General features: G+C 64.1%; 15 protein-coding genes. 13 read left to right on the top strand and 2 right to left on the bottom strand.

Features of this window, described 5'->3' with window-relative positions:
• The first annotated feature begins 13 nt into the window (after nt 1-13).
• From hrpA to P9220_RS12745, 6 genes are all read left to right on the top strand, one after another.
• Nucleotides 14-4,762 carry an ATP-dependent RNA helicase HrpA gene (gene hrpA, locus P9220_RS12770; protein WP_309765181.1) on the top strand — a complete coding sequence of 1,583 codons (4,749 nt, stop codon included), beginning with the start codon at nt 14-16 and terminating at the stop codon, nt 4,760-4,762.
• A 156-nt stretch (nt 4,763-4,918) separates the two neighbouring features.
• The gene (locus tag P9220_RS12765) at nt 4,919-5,941 is read left to right on the top strand and encodes a beta-propeller fold lactonase family protein (protein ID WP_309765180.1); all 1,023 of its coding nucleotides are present in this window, start codon (nt 4,919-4,921) and stop codon (nt 5,939-5,941) included.
• Nucleotides 5,942-6,049: 108 nt separating this feature from the next.
• Nucleotides 6,050-7,066, top strand: a complete 1,017-nt coding sequence (locus P9220_RS12760) for a sterol desaturase family protein (protein WP_309765179.1) — start codon at nt 6,050-6,052, stop codon at nt 7,064-7,066.
• Between the two features lie 90 nt (nt 7,067-7,156).
• Nucleotides 7,157-8,011, top strand: coding sequence for an EI24 domain-containing protein (locus tag P9220_RS12755; protein WP_309765178.1), 855 nt, complete (start codon nt 7,157-7,159; stop codon nt 8,009-8,011).
• A 9-nt stretch (nt 8,012-8,020) separates the two neighbouring features.
• The gene (locus P9220_RS12750; RefSeq protein WP_309765177.1) at nt 8,021-8,839 is read left to right on the top strand and encodes a molybdopterin-binding protein; all 819 of its coding nucleotides are present in this window, start codon (nt 8,021-8,023) and stop codon (nt 8,837-8,839) included.
• Nucleotides 8,836-9,534: a copper homeostasis protein CutC gene (locus tag P9220_RS12745; protein ID WP_309765176.1), complete on the top strand. Its 699-nt coding sequence runs from the start codon at nt 8,836-8,838 to the stop codon at nt 9,532-9,534. The genes P9220_RS12750 and P9220_RS12745 overlap by 4 nt, the downstream gene beginning before the upstream one ends.
• Nucleotides 9,535-9,543: 9 nt before the next feature.
• Here P9220_RS12745 and P9220_RS12740 read toward each other — a convergent pair whose 3' ends face one another.
• Nucleotides 9,544-10,008 carry a rhodanese-like domain-containing protein gene (locus P9220_RS12740; RefSeq protein WP_309765175.1) on the bottom strand — a complete coding sequence of 155 codons (465 nt, stop codon included), beginning with the start codon at nt 10,006-10,008 and terminating at the stop codon, nt 9,544-9,546.
• Nucleotides 10,009-10,343: 335 nt separating this feature from the next.
• On the opposite strand from P9220_RS12740, the gene glnA reads away from it, so the two are divergent.
• From glnA to ntrC, 3 genes are all read left to right on the top strand, one after another.
• A complete protein-coding gene (glnA, locus tag P9220_RS12735; RefSeq protein ID WP_309765174.1) occupies nt 10,344-11,759 on the top strand; it encodes a type I glutamate--ammonia ligase in 1,416 nt (471 codons plus the stop codon).
• A 148-nt stretch (nt 11,760-11,907) separates the two neighbouring features.
• Nucleotides 11,908-13,050 (top strand): nitrogen regulation protein NR(II), encoded by a 1,143-nt coding sequence (gene glnL, locus P9220_RS12730; protein ID WP_309765173.1) that lies wholly within the window; start codon nt 11,908-11,910, stop codon nt 13,048-13,050.
• A gap of 114 nt (nt 13,051-13,164) precedes the next feature.
• A complete protein-coding gene (gene ntrC, locus P9220_RS12725) occupies nt 13,165-14,643 on the top strand; it encodes a nitrogen regulation protein NR(I) (protein ID WP_309765172.1) in 1,479 nt (492 codons plus the stop codon).
• 11 nt (nt 14,644-14,654) lie between these two features.
• Here the strand turns inward: ntrC and xth are convergent, their stop codons facing one another.
• Entirely contained in the window at nt 14,655-15,434 is a 780-nt protein-coding gene (gene xth, locus P9220_RS12720) for an exodeoxyribonuclease III (protein WP_309765171.1), read from the bottom strand.
• 334 nt (nt 15,435-15,768) lie between these two features.
• Between xth and P9220_RS12715 the strand changes: the two genes are divergently transcribed.
• The 4 genes from P9220_RS12715 (at nt 15,769) to P9220_RS12700 (ending at nt 20,231) form a co-directional block, all read left to right on the top strand.
• Nucleotides 15,769-16,947, top strand: coding sequence for a tetratricopeptide repeat protein (locus P9220_RS12715; protein WP_309765170.1), 1,179 nt, complete (start codon nt 15,769-15,771; stop codon nt 16,945-16,947).
• A 49-nt stretch (nt 16,948-16,996) separates the two neighbouring features.
• Nucleotides 16,997-18,151, top strand: coding sequence for a polysaccharide deacetylase family protein (locus tag P9220_RS12710; protein ID WP_309765169.1), 1,155 nt, complete (start codon nt 16,997-16,999; stop codon nt 18,149-18,151).
• Between the two features lie 56 nt (nt 18,152-18,207).
• Nucleotides 18,208-18,822, top strand: coding sequence for a hypothetical protein (locus P9220_RS12705; protein WP_309765168.1), 615 nt, complete (start codon nt 18,208-18,210; stop codon nt 18,820-18,822).
• A 134-nt stretch (nt 18,823-18,956) separates the two neighbouring features.
• On the top strand, nt 18,957-20,231 hold the full coding sequence (locus P9220_RS12700; RefSeq protein WP_309765167.1) for an amidohydrolase family protein: 1,275 nt from the start codon (nt 18,957-18,959) through the stop codon (nt 20,229-20,231).
• Nucleotides 20,232-20,252 lie beyond the last annotated feature (21 nt).

Below are 20,252 nucleotides of genomic sequence, written 5' to 3'. Positions count from 1 at the left end.
ATAATGCGACGCTATGCCGAATGTTTTCAAACGCCCCGCGCAGCCGGGCAAGCCGCAATCCGCCGATAAAGCCCTCGATACCCAGGAGCAGTTGAAGAAGCTGCGGGAGAATCTCTTGCGCGAGGCGAAGCCGGGCGGGGAAGAAGGCCTCAGCAAGAAGGAACTGGCGGCGCGGCGGTTCGCCGGGGCGAGCGAGACCCATGAGGCGCCCGCGAAGTCGCCGGATGCGCGTCAGTCCGGCGCGAAGCGCGAGCGCGAACAGACGCCGCGCCGGCCGTTTTCCGGTCGAGCCGAAGATGCTTCGGCGCTGCGTTCGCGTGCGGCGGAATCGTCGGAACGCGCGCATGGCGCGCTCGAGCCGGACGCGGATGCTCCGTCTGTGCCCGCGAGCGGCACGAAAGCCGCGGAAAACCCCGATTCGAACGATAAGCGCACCAGGCGCGAACATCGTACCGACGACTCGCCGCGCGAGGCCGACCGCGTGGCGCGCGGCGGGCAGAAGCAGGCGAACGAAGCGCGGCGCGCGGAGATCGTCGCGGGTCGCAAGGATCACAGCAACCGCGAGCAGAAGGTTCAGCCGCAAGACGCTTCGAATCGCGACGCGCGCGCACAACGCGCCGACGCCGCCGCGCAACGACCAGCAGGCAACAAGCGAACGCCATCGCCGGAAGCGCGGCGGGAGCCAGCCAGCATCGAGCGCACGCCCGACGAAGCACGACGCAGCGACCGCGCAGACGTCGCGCGTGCGGCGAATCCTGGCGACCGCCGCCCGCGCGCTGACGAAAGGACGCCATCGCCGGAAGCGCAAGAAGGCCGCGCACCGCGACAAGCGCCCCGCGCGTCCAACCGCGCCGCCCCCGAAGCGCGCGACGCGAGCGAACCGCGCCGCCCCCGCGAGGCGCGCATCGTCACGCCCAACCCCATTCCGCCGATCACCTTCCCCGAAGCGCTGCCCGTTTCCGGCCGGCGCGAGGAGATCGCCCGCGCGATCGCATCGAATCAGGTCGTGATCGTCAGCGGCGAAACCGGCTCGGGCAAGACCACGCAATTGCCGAAGATCTGCCTCGCGCTCGGGCGCGGTCGCGGCGCGGGCGGCAGCGGGCTCATCGGTCATACGCAACCGCGCCGTATCGCGGCTTCGGCGACAGGCCGGCGCATCGCGGAAGAACTCGGCACGCCGTTCGGCGAAGTCGTCGGCTACAAGGTGCGTTTCACGGACAATCTGGCGCCGGGCGCATCGGTCAAGCTGATGACCGACGGCATCCTGCTCGCCGAGACGCAGACCGACCCGCTCCTCAACGCGTACGACACGATCATCATCGACGAGGCGCACGAACGCAGCCTCAACATCGACTTTCTGCTCGGCTATCTGAAAGAGATCCTGCCGAAGCGCCCCGATCTGAAGCTCATCGTCACCTCGGCCACGATCGACGCCGAACGCTTCGCGCGCCATTTCGGCAGCGACGAACGACCGGCGCCGGTGATCGAAGTGAGCGGGCGGCTGTATCCGGTGGAAGTGCGGTATCGGCCGATCGAAGAGGAAAGCGAAGCGATCCGCAACGCGCAAGGCAACGCGCCCAAACGTAACGACCGCAAGACCGACCGCGATCTGATGGAAGGCATCGTCGATGCCGTCGATGAACTCTGCCGCGTCGGCCCCGGCGATGTCCTCGTGTTCCTGCCGGGCGAGCGCGAAATCCGCGACGCCGCCGAGGCGCTGCGCAAGCATCATCCGCCGCACACGGAAATTCTCCCGCTCTTCGCGCGCCTTTCGGCGCAGGAGCAGGAGCGCGTGTTCAGGCCGTCCAACGCGCGGCGCATCGTGCTCGCGACCAACGTCGCCGAGACGTCGCTGACGGTGCCGGGCATCCGCTATGTCGTCGATACCGGCATGGCGCGCGTGAAGCGCTATTCGTATCGCAACAAGGTCGAACAGTTGCAGATCGAGCCGGTGTCGCAGGCGGCGGCGAATCAGCGCGCGGGACGCTGCGGACGCGTCGCGGACGGCGTGTGCATCCGTCTCTACGACGAGGCGGATTTTCAGTCGCGGCCGCGCTTCACCGATCCGGGAATCCTGCGCTCGTCGCTCGCGGCAGTGATCCTGCGCATGAAATCGCTGCATCTGACGGCGATCGAAACCTTCCCGTTCATCGAGCCGCCGCCGGGCCGCGCAATCGCGGACGGCTATCAACTGCTGAACGAACTCGGCGCCGTCGATGACGACAACGCGCTGACGAGTCTCGGCCGCGAACTCGCGCGCCTGCCGCTCGATCCGCGCGTCGGCCGCATGATTCTCGCCGCCCGCGATCATCACGCGCTGAGCGAAGTGCTCGTGATCGCATCCGCGTTGTCGGTGCAGGACCCGCGCGACCGGCCAGTGGAAGCGCAGGAGCAGGCGGATCAGGCGCATCGGCAATTCGTCGACGAGCGCTCGGAATTCCTGCAATGGACGCGCATCTGGAAGTGGTTCGAGGAAGCCGTCGCGCACAAGAAGTCGAACAAGCAGCTCGCGGATGCGTGCCGCGCGAACTTCCTGTCGCATCTGCGGCTGCGCGAGTGGCGCGACGTGCATTCGCAATTGCTGACGGTGGTGCGCGAACAGGGCTGGCGCCTGAACGAAACGGACGCCACCTTCGAGCAGATTCACCTGTCGCTGCTGACGGGCCTGCTCGGCAACATCGGCATGAAGGCCGACGACGAGCCGCATTTCCTCGGCGCGCGCGGCATCAAGTTCCATCTGTGGCCGGGCTCGGCGCTGCTGAAGAAAGCAGGGCGCTGGGTGATGGCGGGCGAACTGGTGGAGACGAGCCGTCTCTATGCGCGGACTATCGCGAAGATCGAGCCGGAGTGGATCGAAAGCGTCGGCGCGCATTTGCTGCGCAAGTCGCTGTCGGATGCACATTGGGAAAAGAAGGCGGCGCAGGTCGTCGCGTTCGAACGGGCGACGCTCTACGGTCTCACCATCTACGCGCGGCGTCGCGTGACCTTCGGCAAGCAGGACCCGAAATATGCGCGCGAGCTGTTCATTCGCGGGGCGCTGGTCGAAGGCGAATTCGACACGCGCCTGCCGTTCTTCGCGCATAACCGCAAGCTCGTCGCCGATATCGAGCAACTCGAGCACAAGTCGCGCCGTCAGGACGTGCTCGTCGACGACGAACTCATCTACGGTTTCTACGATTCGCTGATTCCAGAAGGCATCTGGACCGGCGCGGCCTTCGAGCGCTGGTATCGCGACGCGCAGAAGAAGGAGGGCGGCGAGCAACTGCTCTTCCTGTCGCGCGACGACCTGATGCGCCACGAAGCCGCCGGCGTCACGACCGATCTGTTCCCGAAGCGCATGACGATGTCCGGCATCGAAATGACGCTCTCCTATCACTTCGAGCCGGGCGCGCCGCGCGATGGCGTCACGCTGACGGTGCCGCTGTACGGGCTGAATCAGATCGATGCACGCCGTGTCGAATGGCTCGTGCCGGGCATGATCAAGGAGAAGACGCAACTGCTGCTGAAGTCGCTGCCGCAGAAGCTGCGACGCCACGTGGTGCCGTTGCCGGATTACGCGGCGGCGTTCGCGGAGCGCCACGCGGGGCCGAAGTTCGGCGCGGGCGGCCTGATCGACGCGCTTATCGCCGATATCCGGGAAGAAACGCAGATCGCCGTGAAAAGCGCCGATTTCAGGCTCGAGACGCTGCCTGCGCATCTCTTCATGAACCTCAAGGTGATCGACGAGCACGGCCGCCAACTGGCGATGGGCCGCAATCTCGCGCAGTTGCGCGCGGAACTCGGCGGCCAGGCGCAGCAGCAGTTCCAGAAATTGACGGCCACGGCCGCCTTCGATGCGCTTTCCGGCGAGTTCAACGCTAATCCGCAGCAGCCCCAATCGCAGACCGCGCAAAGCGGCGAAAGCACCGCGCTCTATGAAAACCTGACGACGTGGAACTTCGGCAAGCTGCCGGAGCTCTTGGAGATTCGCCGGCGCGGGCAGACGCTGTTCGGCTACCCGGCGCTCGTGGATCGCGTCACGCATTGCGACGTCGAAGTGTTCGATTCGCCCGAAGAGGCGGCGCGGATTCACCGCGCGGGCTTGCGGCGGCTCTTTGCGCTGCAACTGCGCGAGCCGATCCGCTATCTGGAGCGCAACCTGCCGGGCCTGCGCGAAATGTCGATGCAATACATGGCGCTCGGCACCGCCGACGAACTGCGCGATCAGATCGTCGAGACGGCGCTGGATCGCGCGTGCCTGCAAGACCCGCTGCCCGACGACGACGCCACCTTCCATGCCCGGCGCGACGCCGCGAAGGGCCGCCTCACGCTGCTCGCGCAGGAGATCGCGCGGCTCGCGGGGACGGTGCTGTCGGAATATGCGGCGCTCGTGAAGAAGCTCGCGCAGGCGAAGCCGTTCGCCGCCGCCTACGCCGACATGCAGTCGCAATTGAACGCGCTCGTCGGCAAGCGGTTCGTCATCGACACGCCATATCCGCAGCTCGCGCACTTCCCGCGTTATCTGAAGGGCATGGCGTTGCGCATCGACAAGCTGAAGGCCGATCCCGCCCGCGATGCGCGGCTTGTCGCCGACTTTCAGCCGCTCGCGCAGAACCATCAGCGGGCGCTGTCGCAGCGCGGCGGGGTCGCGGATGCGCGGCTCACCGAATATCGATGGCTGCTCGAGGAATTGCGCGTGTCGCTTTTCGCGCAGGAATTGCGCACGCCGATGCCCGTATCGGTGAAGCGGCTTCACAAGGTGTGGGAATCGATGCAGCGTTAGCGCCGCAGCAGGCCGCCGGCTTGCGACGACACGACGCCTGGCCAGACGGCATTTCTTGCGCGGGCGCACCTTATTGCGCAAAAAGACGTGCGCCGTCAACGTGTTGCGGCAAGCAAACGTTCTACAATGACGCCTGCTTTCCGACGTGAACAATTCATGCGCTCTAATACCTTCTCCGGCCGCCTGCGCGCGGCCGCCGCACGCGCCGCGCGTTTCGTGGTTCCGGCCACCGCGGCGCTCGCCGCTACCGCAGCATTCGCCAATAACGTCATCGTGCTCAATTCGGCGGAAGCCACGCTGAGCCTCATCGACGAAAACACGCGCCAGGTCATCGGCACCGTGCCCACGGGCAAGGAGCCGCACCATCTGATGCCCACGCCCGACAGTTCGTCGCTGATCGTCGCGAATTCGGTGTCGAACAATCTGATGTTCGTCGATCCGAAAACGGGCGCGGTGCAGCGCTGGGTGCAGGACATCGAAGACCCGTATCAGATCGGCTTTTCGCCCGACCGCAAGTGGTTCGTTTCGACCGGCCTGCGGCTGGATCGTCTCGACATCTACCATTTCGACGGCAAGAACCTGAGCATCGCGAAGCGCCTGCCGCTCGCGACGATGCCGAGTCACATCGCGTTCACCAACGACAGCAAGACGGCGTTCATTTCGCTGCAGGTCTCCGGTGAGATCGCGGCAATCGACCTCGCGACGCAGACGGTCAAATGGAAGATGAAGGTCGGTCCGGTGCCGGCCGGCGTCTGGCTGACGCCGGGCGACAAGTTCCTGCTCGTCGGCATGACGGGCGCGGACTACGTGGCGGTGGTCGACCTCGCCACGCAGAAAGTCGTCAAGACCATCCCGACGGGCAAGGGCGCGCACAACTTCCGTTCGCTCGTGGATGGCAAGCATGTGCTGATTTCGACTCGCGTGGCGAACACCATCAGCATCATCGATGAAGAGACGCTCACGAATGTCGGCGACATCACCGGCCTCCTGCCGGGACCGGACGACATGGAACTTTCCGCCGACAAGAAGTATCTCTGGGTGACGTTCCGTTTTGCGAAGCATGTCGGCGTGATCGACCTCGCGAGCCGCAAGCTGATCCAGACCATCAAGGTCGGGCGCTCGCCGCACGGCATCTACTTCTACAACCGCGCGCCGGTGACCGCGCCGAACGGCGCCTGACGCGTCGCAGTGAAGACGGCGCTCGCGCGCGTCCTGTACTACGATTGAATCGCGGGCCGCGTGATCGACCGTTTCACCCGGCCCGAAAATCGAGTTTCACGGAGCACCATGTTTCATTCCATTCTCTCGTTCCTCGACAACTTCGTTTCCTCACTGCAGACCACGTTATACGTGGACGCCGTGCAGCCGCTGTTGTTCAAGCTCGGCATGATGGACTACGACGAGGACACTTACGACGCGCTCTACTGGGTGATCGTCGGCGTCCTGGAAGTGATCGCGATGTACGCCATCCTGCGTCCGCTCGAAGCCTTGCGGCCCGCCGAAACATGGAAGGACCGCAAGGGCGTGCGCGTGGACGTGCTGTACACGTGGATCGTGAAGCTCGGCATACTCAATCTCTTTTTCTTCTTCACGTTCCAGCCGCTCTTCGATTCGCTGCAAAGCTGGCTGCGGCTGCATAACGTGCCGACGCTCGAAATCGACAACCTCTGGCCCGGCGTGACGACCCAGCCGCTCGTCACGTTCGTGATCTACCTCGTTCTGCTCGATCTGGCGGGATACTGGTATCACCGGCTGGAGCATCGTTTCGGGATCTGGTGGGAACTGCATGCGGTTCACCACAGCCAGCAGAAGATGTCGCTCTGGTCGGACGACCGCAATCACTTGCTCGACGATATCTTCCAAGCCGGCTTCTTCGCGACGGTCGCGCTCGTGATCGGCGTCGAGCCCTCGCAGTTCGTGGTGCTCGTGGCCATCACCAATCTGATGCAAAGCGTGCAGCACGCCAACATTCGCATGCATTTCGGATGGCTCGGCGAGCGGCTTATCGTGAGTCCGGCGTTTCATCGGCGCCACCACGCGATCGGCTACGGTCACGAGGGCACGACCTACGGCTGCAACTTCGGCGTGCTTTTCTCGTTCTGGGACATCCTGTTCCGTTCGGCATCGTTCGACCGCACCGTGGAGCCGACCGGCATCCGCGACCAGCTGGGCGGCCCCGGCGTCGCGCCGGTTCGCTACGGCGACGGCTTCATCGAGCAGCACTGGCTTGCATTCAAGCGCATCGGCGCGCGTCTGGCGGCGCGCCGGGCCGCCGCTTCCGGCAAGCGTCCGGCCGCGCTCTGACGGTCCGCTTCCTCCGCCTTCCGCCTCCGCCAGCGCGCATTCCGGGCGCTGGTTTATCCTGTCGTTTCCTCTTTCTTCGACGAATCACGCATGAATGATCTGCTGCGTTCGTTCGTGCGCGCGCTTGCGAACGTGTTCCATCCGCGCATGCTGTGGCTCACGCTGATGCCGTTCGGCGTCGCCACCGTCGTGTGGGGCGCGCTGCTCTGGTACTTCTGGCAGGCGCTCACGGGCGCGGCCAACGGCTGGCTCGACGGCTGGGCGCTCACGTCCGCCATGTACCGCCTGTTCGACGCGGTCGGTTTTTCATCGTTGCACGCGGTCATCGCGCCGTTTCTCGTCGTCATCGTGACGATTCCGCTGATCGTCGTGACCGTGCTGCTGCTGATCGCCACCTTGTCGATGCCCGGCGTCATCAAGCTCCTGACGCGCCGTCCGAAAGGCCACTACGCGATGCTCGAAGAGCGGCGCGGCGGCTCGTGGTACGGCAGCCTCGGACACTCGGTGGTGACGACGGTCGTCTGCCTGATCGCGCTCGTCGTGACCTTGCCGCTGTGGCTCATCCCGCCGTTTTTCGCGCTGATTCCGCCGCTGCTCTGGGGCTGGCTCACGTATCGCGTGATGACGTACGACGCGCTCGCGGTACACGCGAGCGTCGAAGAACGGCGCGCCATCGTCCGCGATTTGCGCTGGCCGCTGCTCGCCATCGGCATCGTGAGCGGCCTCCTCGGTTCCGTTCCGACGATGCTCTGGGCATGGTCCGTGTGGCTGCTGCCGCTTTTCCCGGTCGTCGCCGCCGTGACGATCTGGGCGTATGCCTTCATTCTGGTTTTTTCCGCGCTGTGGTTCGCGCATTACTGTCTGCACGCGCTCGAGCGCCTGCGCGCGAACGAGCCGCAGTATCCGGCGATCACCGCCCAAGCACACGACCGGATAGTTGAATAAGGAGAACACATGGGAATCGGCGTCATCATCATCGGCGATGAAATCTTGTCCGGACGCCGCACGGACAAGCATCTGCCGAAGGTCATCGAATTGTTGAGTGCGCGCGGCCTGTCGCTCGACTGGGCGGAATACGTCGGCGACGATCCGGCGCGCATCACCGCGACGCTCGCGCGCTCGTTCGCATCCGGCGATATCGTCTTTTCGACGGGGGGCATCGGCGCCACGCCCGACGACCACACGCGACAGTGTGCGGCGAAGGCGCTCGGCGTGCCGCTGGAGTTGCATCCGGAGGCAGCCGAACTGATCCGCGCACGGATTCGCGATACCGCCGCGCAGGCCGGCAAGCCCGCCGAACTGGATACGCCCGAGAATCTGCATCGGCTGAACATGGGCGTGTTTCCTCAGGGCGCCGAAATCATCCCGAACAGCTACAACAAGATTCCGGGCTTTTCCGTCGGCGATCATCACTTCGTGCCGGGCTTTCCGGTGATGGCCTGGCCGATGATCGAATGGGTGCTCGACACGAAGTACGCGCATTTGCATCACGCGGTGCCGTACGTCGAGCGATCGCTGCTGGTCTTCGGGCTGCCGGAATCGCGCATCACGCCGCTGATGGTCACGATCGAGCGAGATTTCGACGGCGTGCGCGCGTTCAGCCTGCCGAGCGTCGGCGATGCAGCGCGCGGTGCGCTCTACGCGCGGCCGCATATCGATCTGGGCGTGAAGGGCGATCCCGAGCGCGCGAACGCTGCGTTCGAAGTCTTGCGCGACGGCGTGCTCGCGCTCGGCGGGGAAGTGGTCGAAGTGCCGCCGGAGGACGCGCAGTGATTTTGCTCGAAGTGATCGCGACCACGACCGGCGATGCGCGCGTCGCGGAGCGCGGCGGCGCGAACCGGATCGAACTCGTCACGGCGATGGGCGAGGGCGGACTGACGCCGAGCATCGGGTTGATCGAATCGGTGATCGATGCGGTTCGCATTCCGGTGAACGTGATCGTGCGGCCGCACAGCCGCTCCTTCGTCTACGATGCCGACGACTACGCCGTCATGCTGCGCGACGTGCGCGCGATCGCGAAGACGGGCGCGAACGCGATCGTCGTGGGGATGCTGACGCCGCACGGCGATGTCGATGTCGACGGACTCTCACGCGTCGCCGAAGCCGCCGATGGCCTGAAGATCACGTTTCATCGCGCAGTCGACGAAGCGCGGGACCTTCATGCGGCGTTCGACGCGCTGCTGCGCTTCGAAACCGTGACCAATGTTCTGACGTCGGGCGGCAAGGCATCGGTGCTCGACGCGCAGGGCGCGATCTCGAAGCTCGTTGCGCAGTCCGAAGGCACGCACTGCACGGTGCTCGCGGGCGCGGGCCTCACCGTCGACGCCGTCGCGCCGTTCGTGGCATCGACCGGCGTGCGCGCGGTGCATTTCGGCTCGGGCGTGCGTGCCGGCGGCAAGGGACTCGCGCCCGTCGAGGCGTCAGCGGTTGCGCGCGTGCGTGCGTTGCTCGACGCGGCTACCGGCTGATCGCACCGATTACGCGCCCATCCAGGGCAGCCCGCGAAAGCACCATCCGGACACCGTTTTTCTGTGCCCTTGCGCATCCTTGTCGCCTTCGAAGCCTTCCAGCAAGTCGAATGCGTTCCTGAAGCCTTCTTTCTGTGCCGCGACGGCGGCCAGTTTCGAGCGCGCGGCGCTTCGGCACAGGAAGAGAATCGGGGTGTCCGGGGTGGCGACTTGTCGCAATTGTTGGATAAACTCGGCATTCGGCACCGAGCCGGGATAGCGAATCCATTCGATGTGCACGTATTGCTCGCCGTTGATCGCGGGCCGTCCGACCCAGTCCAGTTCCGCGCGCGTGCGCACGTCGACGAGGCGCGCGGCCGGTTCGAGCTGTAGCAGTTCGAAGGCTTCGGCGGGCAGTATCGCGCCGGCGTATGAAAGGTTGTTCTCGGCCGCCCGGCGCGTGGCCGTGTCGTACAGTTGCTCTCGCGTGGTCATGTTCGTGTCTCCGCAGGCTGGAATGATTCAATTCTAGCTTGGCGACGCAGCGCACGGATCTGCCTCGTCTTGGTGCAAAATCGCCCGGATGCGCAAACATAGTGCATACGCTAGACGGCCCGTGTAGTGCGGCACTCGATTGGTGCACGGTGATTGCAGCACGGCGTGCGCGGCGCTGGCGTGCCGCAAAAAGCGCCCGCTACATCAGTCACTTAGCGCGAACCATATGCACTTGGCACAGAAGCTGCTTTTCCATCCTCGATTGAAACGGAAAGTGCAGAATTGGTCGAGGCGGCGGAGGGATCTGCCGACTTTTGTTAATCAGGAGATAGGTAATGAGTAAATCCGTGGCCGACGTCATGCAACTCGTCAACGACGAGGACGTCAAGTTTGTCGATTTCCGCTTCACCGACACGCGCGGCAAAGAACAACACGTTTCCGTGCCGGTTTCGCATTTCGACGAGGACAAGTTTGAAAGCGGCCACGCTTTCGACGGTTCGTCCATCGCCGGCTGGAAGGGCATCGAAGCGTCGGACATGCTGCTCGTCCCGGACGCGGACACCGCCTTCATCGACCCGTTCTACGAAGAATCGACGCTCGTCCTGACCTGCGACGTGGTCGAGCCCGCCGACGGCAAGGGCTACGAGCGCGACCCGCGTTCGCTCGCCAAGCGCGCGGAAGCCTATCTCAAGAGTTCGGGCCTCGGCGACACCGCCTTCTTCGGTCCGGAGCCGGAATTCTTCATTTTCGACTCGGTGCAATGGAACACGGACCAGTCGGGCACGTTCCTGAAGATTGGCTCGGAAGAGGCGCCGTGGTCGTCGTCGAAGGAATTCGAAGGCGGCAACACCGGCCATCGTCCGGGCACGAAGGGCGGCTATTTCCCGGTCGCGCCGGTCGACACGTTCCAGGACATCCGCTCGGAAATGTGCCTGCTGCTCGAGCAGATCGGCATCCCGGTCGAAGTGCACCACCACGAAGTGGCGGGCCAGGGCCAGAACGAGATCGGCACCAAGTTCTCGACGCTCGTTCAGCGCGCGGACTGGCTGCAGCAGATGAAGTACATCATCCACAACGTCGCGCACACGTACGGCAAGACGGCGACGTTCATGCCGAAGCCGATCGTCGGCGATAACGGCTCGGGCATGCACGTTCACCAGTCGATCTGGAAGGACGGCCAGAACCTGTTCGCGGGCAACGGCTACGCCGGCCTGTCGGAATTCGCGCTGTTCTACATCGGCGGCATCATCAAGCATGCGCGCGCGCTGAACGCGATCACGAACCCGGGTACGAACTCGTACAAGCGTCTCGTGCCGCACTTCGAAGCGCCGGTGAAGCTGGCTTACTCGGCCCGCAACCGTTCGGCGTCGATCCGCATTCCGCACGTGTCCAACCCGAAGGGCCGCCGTATCGAAACGCGCTTCCCGGATCCGCTCGCGAACCCGTACCTGTGCTTCTCCGCGCTGATGATGGCGGGTCTCGACGGCGTGCAGAACAAGATCCATCCCGGCGAAGCTGCCGACAAGAACCTGTACGACCTGCCGCCGGAAGAGGACAAGAAGATCCCGACCGTGTGCGCCGGCCTCGATCAGGCGCTCGACGCACTCGACGCGGATCGCGAGTTCCTGACGCGCGGCGGCGTGTTCACGGATTCGATGCTCGACGCCTACATCGAACTGAAGACGCAAGAGCTGCAGCGTTATCGTCAGTCGGTGCATCCGATCGAGTTCGAGATGTACTACTCGCTGTAAAGGCATGACCGCGGAGCTTCATTCATGGCTGTTCGATGAAGCGCGCAACGCGATGTGATGCGACAACGAAAGGGACGGCGCGCCGTCCCTTTTTTAATCGCCGTCGCGTCGAAGAAGCGACTTCGCCGGCCCACACCTTATCCGCTCGATGGTGCTAAAGAATCTGATCAAGGCCCGCAAGGGTCACGCCGATGCGCTCTCCGACGACGCCCAGCTCGCCGCGACCGGCCTGCTGCCCGGCCTCGAAGCGCTGCCGACCGTCGTGCTCGTGCTCGACAAGCGCACGAGCCGGATCGCGTATGCGAATCCGTCGGCGGAATCGATGCTCGAGATGTCGCGCAAGCAACTGACGCTGACCCCCTGGCCCGATCTCTTCGCCAACGCGGATGAACTCGCGACCACGATCGCATCGATCGCGGAGAATCGCTTCAACGCGACACGGCTCGACGCCGTGCTCGAGCGCGGCGGACGCGAGCCGGTTCATGTCCACGCAATCGTCGCCTATCTCGAAGCCGCGAGCGATTACGTGCTGCTCGAAGTCTTCGAGAACGAGCGCCATCTGCGCACGGATCGCGAGGAGCGCATTCACGACCTCACGGCGGTCAACAAACAGCTCATCCGCAATCTCGCGCACGAAATCAAGAACCCGCTCGGCGGCATTCGCGGTGCGGCCCAGTTGCTCGAATTCGAACTCGGCGCGCTGCAACGCGACGAATTGCGCGAGTACACGCAAGTCATCATCAAGGAATCCGACCGCTTGCAGACGCTCGTCGACAGGCTGCTGGAACCGCACCGGCATCCGCATATCGTCGGCGACGTGAACATTCACGAAGTCTGCGAACGCGTGCGCGCGGTGATTCTCGCGGAGTTTCCACGCGGCCTCACCATCGAGCGCGACTACGACGTGAGCGTGCCCGACCTTCGCGGCGACAAGGAGCAGTTGATACAGGCGGTGCTGAATATCGTGCGCAACGCCGCCGAGGCGCTCAGGGAGCGCATCTCGCAAGGCGACGCGAAGATCGAACTGCGCACGCGCATCGCGCGCAAGGTCACGATCGGCAAGCGCCTGCATAAACTGGCACTGGACTTGCATATCACTGACAACGGTCCTGGCATTCCCAGCGAGATTCGAGATCGCATCTTTTTTCCGCTCGTGTCGGGGCGGGAGGACGGCAGCGGTCTCGGTCTCACGCTCGCGCAATCTTTCGTGCAGCAGCACGATGGCCTGATCGAAGTGGAGAGCCGGCCCGGCTGCACCGAGTTCACCATCCTGTTGCCCTTTGGGAACTGAGGGCATCGACCGACAAGGACAACCAAATATTTCACGGGCGCCGCCGCGCAACCGGAAGCCTGACCGTTTCGACGGGCATACACCGAACCACACGAAGACTTCTCGCCGAACGATATGAAGCCGATCTGGATAGTAGACGACGACCAATCCATCCGCTGGGTGCTGGAAAAAGCCCTCGCACGAGAGAACTTCACGACGCGCAGTTTCTCCGGCGTGCGCGATGCGCTCGCCGCGCTCGAAACCGACAGCCCGCAGGTGCTCGTCTCCGACATCCGCATGCCCGGCGGCTCGGGCCTCGAACTGCTGCAAACCGTGCGCGACCGGCTGCCGGGGCTGCCGGTCATCATCATGACGGCGTTCTCCGATCTCGATAGCGCCGTCGCGGCGTTCCAGGGCGGCGCGTTCGAATATCTCGCGAAGCCGTTCGATATCGACAAGGCGGTCGAGCTGATCCGCCGCGCCGTCGACGAAAGCATGCGCGGCGAGGCCGCCTATGACGAGCGCGTGACCGAGACGCCCGAGATGCTCGGCCAGGCGCCCGCGATGCAGGACATGTTCCGCGCGATCGGCCGCCTGTCGCATTCGGCGGCGACCGTGCTCATCACGGGCGAATCAGGCACCGGAAAGGAGCTTGTCGCGCGCGCGTTGCACCGGCATAGCCCGCGCGCGAACGGGCCGTTCATCGCGCTCAACACGGCGGCGATACCAAAGGATCTGCTGGAATCCGAACTGTTCGGCCACGAGCGCGGTGCGTTCACCGGCGCGCAGGCGATGCGGCAGGGCCGCTTCGAGCAGGCCGAGAACGGCACGCTGTTTCTCGATGAGATCGGCGACATGCCGTTCGATCTGCAGACACGGCTGTTGCGCGTGCTGTCGGACGGGCAGTTTTATCGTGTCGGCGGGCACAATCCGCTGCGCGCGAATGTGCGCGTGATCGCGGCGACGCATCAGAACCTGGAGTCGCGCGTGAGGCAGGGTTTGTTTCGCGAGGACTTGTATCACCGCCTGAACGTGATCCGCCTGCGTCTGCCCGCATTGCGCGAGCGCAGCGAAGATATTCCGCTGCTCGCGCGCCATTTCCTGCAGAAGAGCGCGCGCGATCTGGGCGTCGAGCCCAAGCGCGTTTCCGACGATGCGCTCGCGTATCTTGCTTCGCTGCCGTTTCCCGGCAACGTGCGGCAACTGGAGAATCTGTGCAACTGGCTCACGGTGATGGCGCCCGCGCAGGTGATCGAGCAGAAGGACCTGCCGCCCGACCTGACGGCGCGTCAGGAGACTTCGGCGGAAGTGATCGCGGTATCGCCCGATGGAGCTGTCCCGCTCAACGGTGCGTCAGCGGCCGCGACGTCGCCTGCAGCGTCCGCCGTCGTGCCCGTGAGCGTGTGGGAAAGCGGCTTGCGCACGGAAGTCGCGCGCCTGTTGCGCGAGAACTCCGCCGATGTGATGGATGAACTCGCGCGCCGCTTCGAAGCCGCCGTCATTCGCGAGGCGCTCGACTTCACGCGGGGGCGCAAGGTCGAAGCGGCGGAGCGGCTGGGCATCGGCCGCAATACGATCACGCGCAAGATTCAGGAGCTGCATCTCGACGCGTGAGCGTCGCGGGATCAGCAGCCGATGTTCGCGATCACCGGCGCGTGATCGGACGGCTGATCCCATTTGCGCGGCACACGGTCGACTTCGCACGACGAACACAGTTCCGCAAGATCGGCCGACAGCAGGATGTGGTCGATGCGCAGCCCCGCATTGCGGCGGAACGCCATCATCCGATAATCCCACCACGTGAAGAGCTTCTCCGGCTGCTCGAACTTGCGGAAGGCATCCGTGAGGCCGAGTCCGACGAGCTGCAGGAAATGCGCGCGCTCCTCGGGCGACACGAGGTTCTGTCCTTCCCATGCCTTGGGATCGTGCACGTCGCGGTCATCCGGGGCGATGTTGTAGTCGCCGAGCAGCGCCAGCTTCGGGAACTGCGTCATCTCTTCGCGCAGCCATTCGCGCAGCGCATCCAGCCAGCGCATCTTGTAGGCGAACTTGTCGCTTCCGGGCGCCTGTCCGTTCGGAAAATAAGCGCAGACGATACGCACGTCGCCGACGGTCGCGGCGATCACGCGCTGCTGCAGGTCTTCGAACCCGGGAATGTTGCGCACGACGGTCGCATCGTGGACCTCGATGCCGTCGCGCACCAGAATGCCCACGCCGTTATACGTCTTCTGTCCCGCGAACCAGCTCTTGTAGCCGGCCGCTTCGAGTTCGGCGCGCGGAAATTTCTCGTCGGGCAGCTTCAGTTCCTGAAGGCAGAGCACATCCACTTGGGATAGTTGCAGCCAGTCGATGACGTGCTGCAGGCGGACCTTGAGAGAGTTGACGTTCCAGGTGGCGATTTTCATTGACGGCGCGTGCGGTGATTTCGTGACTTGTCGAGAGAAGCACGAATGATAACGCCATGCTGCGTTGCGGCTCATCCATCGAAGGATGTGAAACATTTTGGCTGTGCGGATTAGGCAGCATGAGGGACGATGTAAAGTCTCGCGCTGCTCGGCCTTTCGCGAGACGGAGTTCCCGGTTTTCCGGTCGTCTCATTGCGAATGGTCTCTCCTCGTGAGCACCCGCTGCGTTGTCCAGAGCAAAGTGAATCGGGTTCCCCGAATCGATCGAATGATTCGGATCACTAATATTGCAACGCTGGAAAGTGCGGCGGAGGACAACTCAACCTTACCGCACATGTTTCGTTCGACATTCAAGCCTTTGTTACTCGCTTTGCTGCTCGCCGCCGGCGCGGCTCAGGCGGCCAACGCACCGATCCAGATTCTAAGCGCCACGGTCAGGGACCAGAAGATAGCTGGCGCGACCGTCATCCTGCAGAAGAACGGCGCGCAGTCGACCCAGACGCAAAGCGATGCTCAGGGCGCTGCGCAGCTTCCCGACGACGTCGCCAATGACGGCAACGCGACGCTCATCATCAAGAAGAGCGGTTACTCGGATCTCGTGGCCAAGTGCCCGTGTTCGGGCTTGTCGTATGCGCTGAGCCCGGTCATGAAGAATCTGGATGGCATGCGGGTCGTGTTGACCTGGGGCGCACGTCCTGGCGACCTGGATCTTCACGCGTCCTTCCCGGGCAATCACGTGTATTTCGAGCACAAACGCGGCGCCGACGCGAACCTCGACATCGATCATACGAACAGTTACGGACCCGAAACCGTCGCGCTTGAACGCAAGCAACAGGGGCAGACGTACGTCTTCGCGGTGCATGACTACACCAACAGCAGCGTTCCGACTTCGACTGCGCTTTCCAACAGTCAAGCCAGGGTCTTCGTCTATGTCGGGCAGTCACTGGTGCGAACCTTCACGGTGCCGCGTCAGGCGGGCAATCTGTGGACGGTGTTCCGTCTCAGCGGGGAAGGCGAAATCCAGGACATCAACACCATGCGCGGTGTGACAGTCAATGCCGGTCAGGTGCTCGGGACCATCGACAGTTACAACAACGAGCAGATGCAGATCGTGCCCGCCAATCAGGGCGATATCGATCCCGCGCGGGCGGTCACGTCGAACAAGGCGGGGGAGGCCGCGTATCACGCGGGCAATCTGGACGGCGCAATCGCGCTGTATCGCGAGGCCATCGGCTTCAATCCCGAGTATGGGCAAGCGTACAGCAACCTCGGACTCGCTTTCCAGAAGGCGGGGCGTCCGGCTGAAGCGATTTGGGCGAACCGCAAGGCGATCGCGCTAGCAAGCGGCCCGACGGCTCCGACTGTCACCGCGAGTTCTCTGTACAACATCGGCCGTCTCTATGAAGACGCCGGTCAATACGGCGACGCGCTCACGCACTATCGCGCGGCCAAAGCCGCGAAGGCCAACGCCGTCTACGACGCCGCCATCGCACGCGTCGCTGGCCGTCAATGACATTGCTCAACCGCTCCCCGGCCGCGTGCCGGGGGCACTCTTTTCTCGTATGTTCAAGAAAGCCATCCTGACCCTGCTGCTCGTCACCGCAGCGGCATGTTCGTATGCGGCGGGTCCATCCGCCGTCGCCATCGGAGACCGTGCGACGTGGCCGCGGCCGCTGAATTCCGCCGATGACTTCAATCTCGCCTCACGCGCCGAACTGCTCGCGTTCGGCCGGGCGCTCGCGGATACCGAATCACTCGCCGATACCCAGCTTCAGGCACGCCTGAAAGTGAAGTCGTTCGATCGCGCGTCGGTGGATCGCATTCGCGCCCGGTTCTGGACGCGTCTCACGGCGAACTACCTCGCGGCATCTGCCGGTTGCGCGAGCGCAGCGCCGTTTTGCGAGAAGGTCCGGGACGAGGCAGATTTCGTGCGCGCCGCGAAGTCCTTCGCGACGCCTGCCAGCGGCGATTATCGAAGCTGGTCGATACAGGCAGCCACGTTTCACGCGACCTATGTGAACGAACTGCTGCGACTGGCCGCGCTGTTTCCGCGCATCAGCAGCGAGATCGATACGTACTCGTCGCGCGAGATCGACGGCAGCGGCTTGCCGGACCGCACCTTCCTCCTCACATTCGACGATGGCCCGACCGCTCGCGACGGCTCCACCGACCAACTGTTGCAAGTGCTGCACGCGGTGCATCTCAACGGCGTCTTTTTCACGCTCGGGGCGCAATTGCAGGCGCGCTTGCAGCAGGCGGGCGCATCGGCGACGAAAGACGCTTATCGCGGCATGTGCGTCGGATCGCACGGATGGGAGCACCGATCGCACAGCGCGTGGGCGTCGTGGCAGGACTCGGTGACGCGCAGCATCGGGCTGGTGCGGGCGAACCTGCCGGACAGCGCCGTGTCGCTTTTCCGGCCGCCGTATGGTCAGCGCAGAGCGGACAGCGGTGAGTTTTTCGCGTCGCAGGGCCTTTCCGTCGCGCTGTGGAACATCGATTCCCAGGACTGGAACGACAAGGTCAGCGCGGACGAGGTCAAGCAGCGCGTGATGACGCTGATGCTGCTGTGGCGGCGCGGAATCATCCTCTTTCACGACATTCACCCGAAGGCGCAAGTGGCGGTGCCGTGGCTGCATCGGCAGTTCGGCGACGCGGGCGTGCAGTGGATGGATTGCAAGCGTTTTGTCGCGGCGAATGCTGGCGATGGGCGTTGAGCATTCCACGTTTTCTTTTAGCTACCAGAGCATCAATGAAACGAAGAAGCTTCATCATGGCCGCAGCGGCGACGCCTTTACTGTTGTCCGCTTGCGTGACGGAATCGCTGTACGGCTCGATCCACAGAAACGATCGCCGGACTTATACCGAATCGATCGATAGCGTCCTGACTTCGGCAGACGGCACGAAGCTCGTGTTTCTCGGCGTCAAGTTTCACTATGTTTTCGACGCGCCCGAGCACTTCGCGGAATTGCTCAACTCGCCTCTCGATGCGAAGGTGGAGGTACGCACAGACACCTTCTTTGCCGATGAAAACGGCAATGTCGAGGGATACCTTCGCATGGAACTGGAGAAAGCAAGCGCCGAAGAGATCGCACAGGCTGTGCATTTTGGATTCACACCACGGAATGCATCGTCCGCATCTGTGTCTATCGCGCTGAAGGGCAAGCGTTACAGCGCCGAAGGCTTCGACGCATCGAAGGTGGACAAGAAGCTGCTCCGACGAACATACGAGGTGCGCGTCAACGAGCCCAATCCGTTCAATGCGAGCAAGGCGCTCTACGCGCTCACGCCGATCACCGTGGCTGCGGACGGCGCCTTGTGGTTGCTCGGTGCTCCGCTTGTTCTCGCGTGGTTCATCGTGGTGTACCGACAATACGGTCGGCGCTGAGAACTCGCGTCGTCCTGACGACTGCTGCGCCGCATTGCCCGATTGCGCTCGCACGCGCCACGGCGCTGCGTACGTCGCAGCGCCTTTATGGCTCGCTACAATCGACAGTACCGCCACCGCCGGAGGTTTCGCAGATGGATCTCGTCATTCGCCGCGCATCGCTTGTTCGCTCGAACGGGCTCGTCGACATCGGCATCGAAGCGGGGCGCATCACCGCCATCGAGCCGCATCTCGCCGTCAACGCACCGGAGGAGATCGACGCGAACGGCTCGCTCGTCACCGCGCCTTTCGTCGACGCCCACTTTCACATGGACGCGACGCTCTCGTACGGCTTGCCACGCGTGAATGCGTCGGGAACGCTGCTGGAAGGCATCGCGCTATGGGGCGAACTGAAGCCTGAACTGACGCAGGAAGCGATCGTCGAGCGCGCGCTGCAGTATTGCGACTGGGCCGTCGCGCGCGGGCTGCTTGCCATCCGCTCGCACGTCGATGTGTGCGATCCGCGCCTGCTCGCCGCCGAAGCGCTCGTCGAAGTGAAGCGGCGCGTGAAGCCGTATCTGGACCTTCAGCTTGTCGCGTTTCCGCAGGACGGCGTGTTGCGCAGCGCGGGCGCATTCGACAATCTCAAGCGCGCAATCGATCTGGGCGTCGATGTGGTCGGCGGCATTCCGCACTTCGAGCGCACGATGGCCGACGGCGCGGCATCGGTCAGACTGCTATGCGAATTCGCAGCCGAGCGCGGCTTGCGCGTCGACATGCACTGCGATGAATCGGACGATCCGATGTCCCGCCATATCGAAACGCTCGCGGCACAAACGCATCGGCTTGGACTGCATGGACGCGTGACCGGCTCGCATCTCACGTCGATGCACTCGATGGACAACTACTACGTCAGCAAGCTGATCCCGCTGATACGCGAGTCCGGCGTCGCGGCGATCGCCAATCCGCTCATCAACATCACGCTGCAAGGGCGCTCGGATAGCTACCCGAAGCGACGCGGCATGACGCGTGTGCCAGAACTGATGGCGGCGGGCATCGACGTCGCGTTCGGCCACGACTGCGTGATGGACCCGTGGTACAGCCTCGGTTCCGGCGACATGCTCGAGGTCGCGCACATGGGCCTGCACGTCGCCCAAATGACGGGCGTCGATGCGATGCGCGCCTGCTTCGACGCCGTCACGACGACGCCCGCACGCATCCTCGGGCTCGAAGGCTACGGCATCGAGGTGGGCTGCCACGCGGATTGCGTCGTGCTCGACGCGCGTGATCCGATCGAAGCGATCCGTCTGCGCGCGGCGCGCACGGCGGTGATCAGAAGAGGGAAGGTGGTGAGCCGCAGCCCGGCCGTGCGCGCGACGCTCGCCCTCGAAGGGCGGCCTGCGGAAGTGGATTTCAGAATCAGGCGCTAGAGACAAGAAACCCCGGCGCCT

Source organism: Caballeronia sp. LZ016 (genome assembly GCF_031450805.1).
GTDB lineage: Bacteria > Pseudomonadota > Gammaproteobacteria > Burkholderiales > Burkholderiaceae > Caballeronia.
This window is presented reverse-complemented; position numbering and strand designations above follow the sequence as displayed.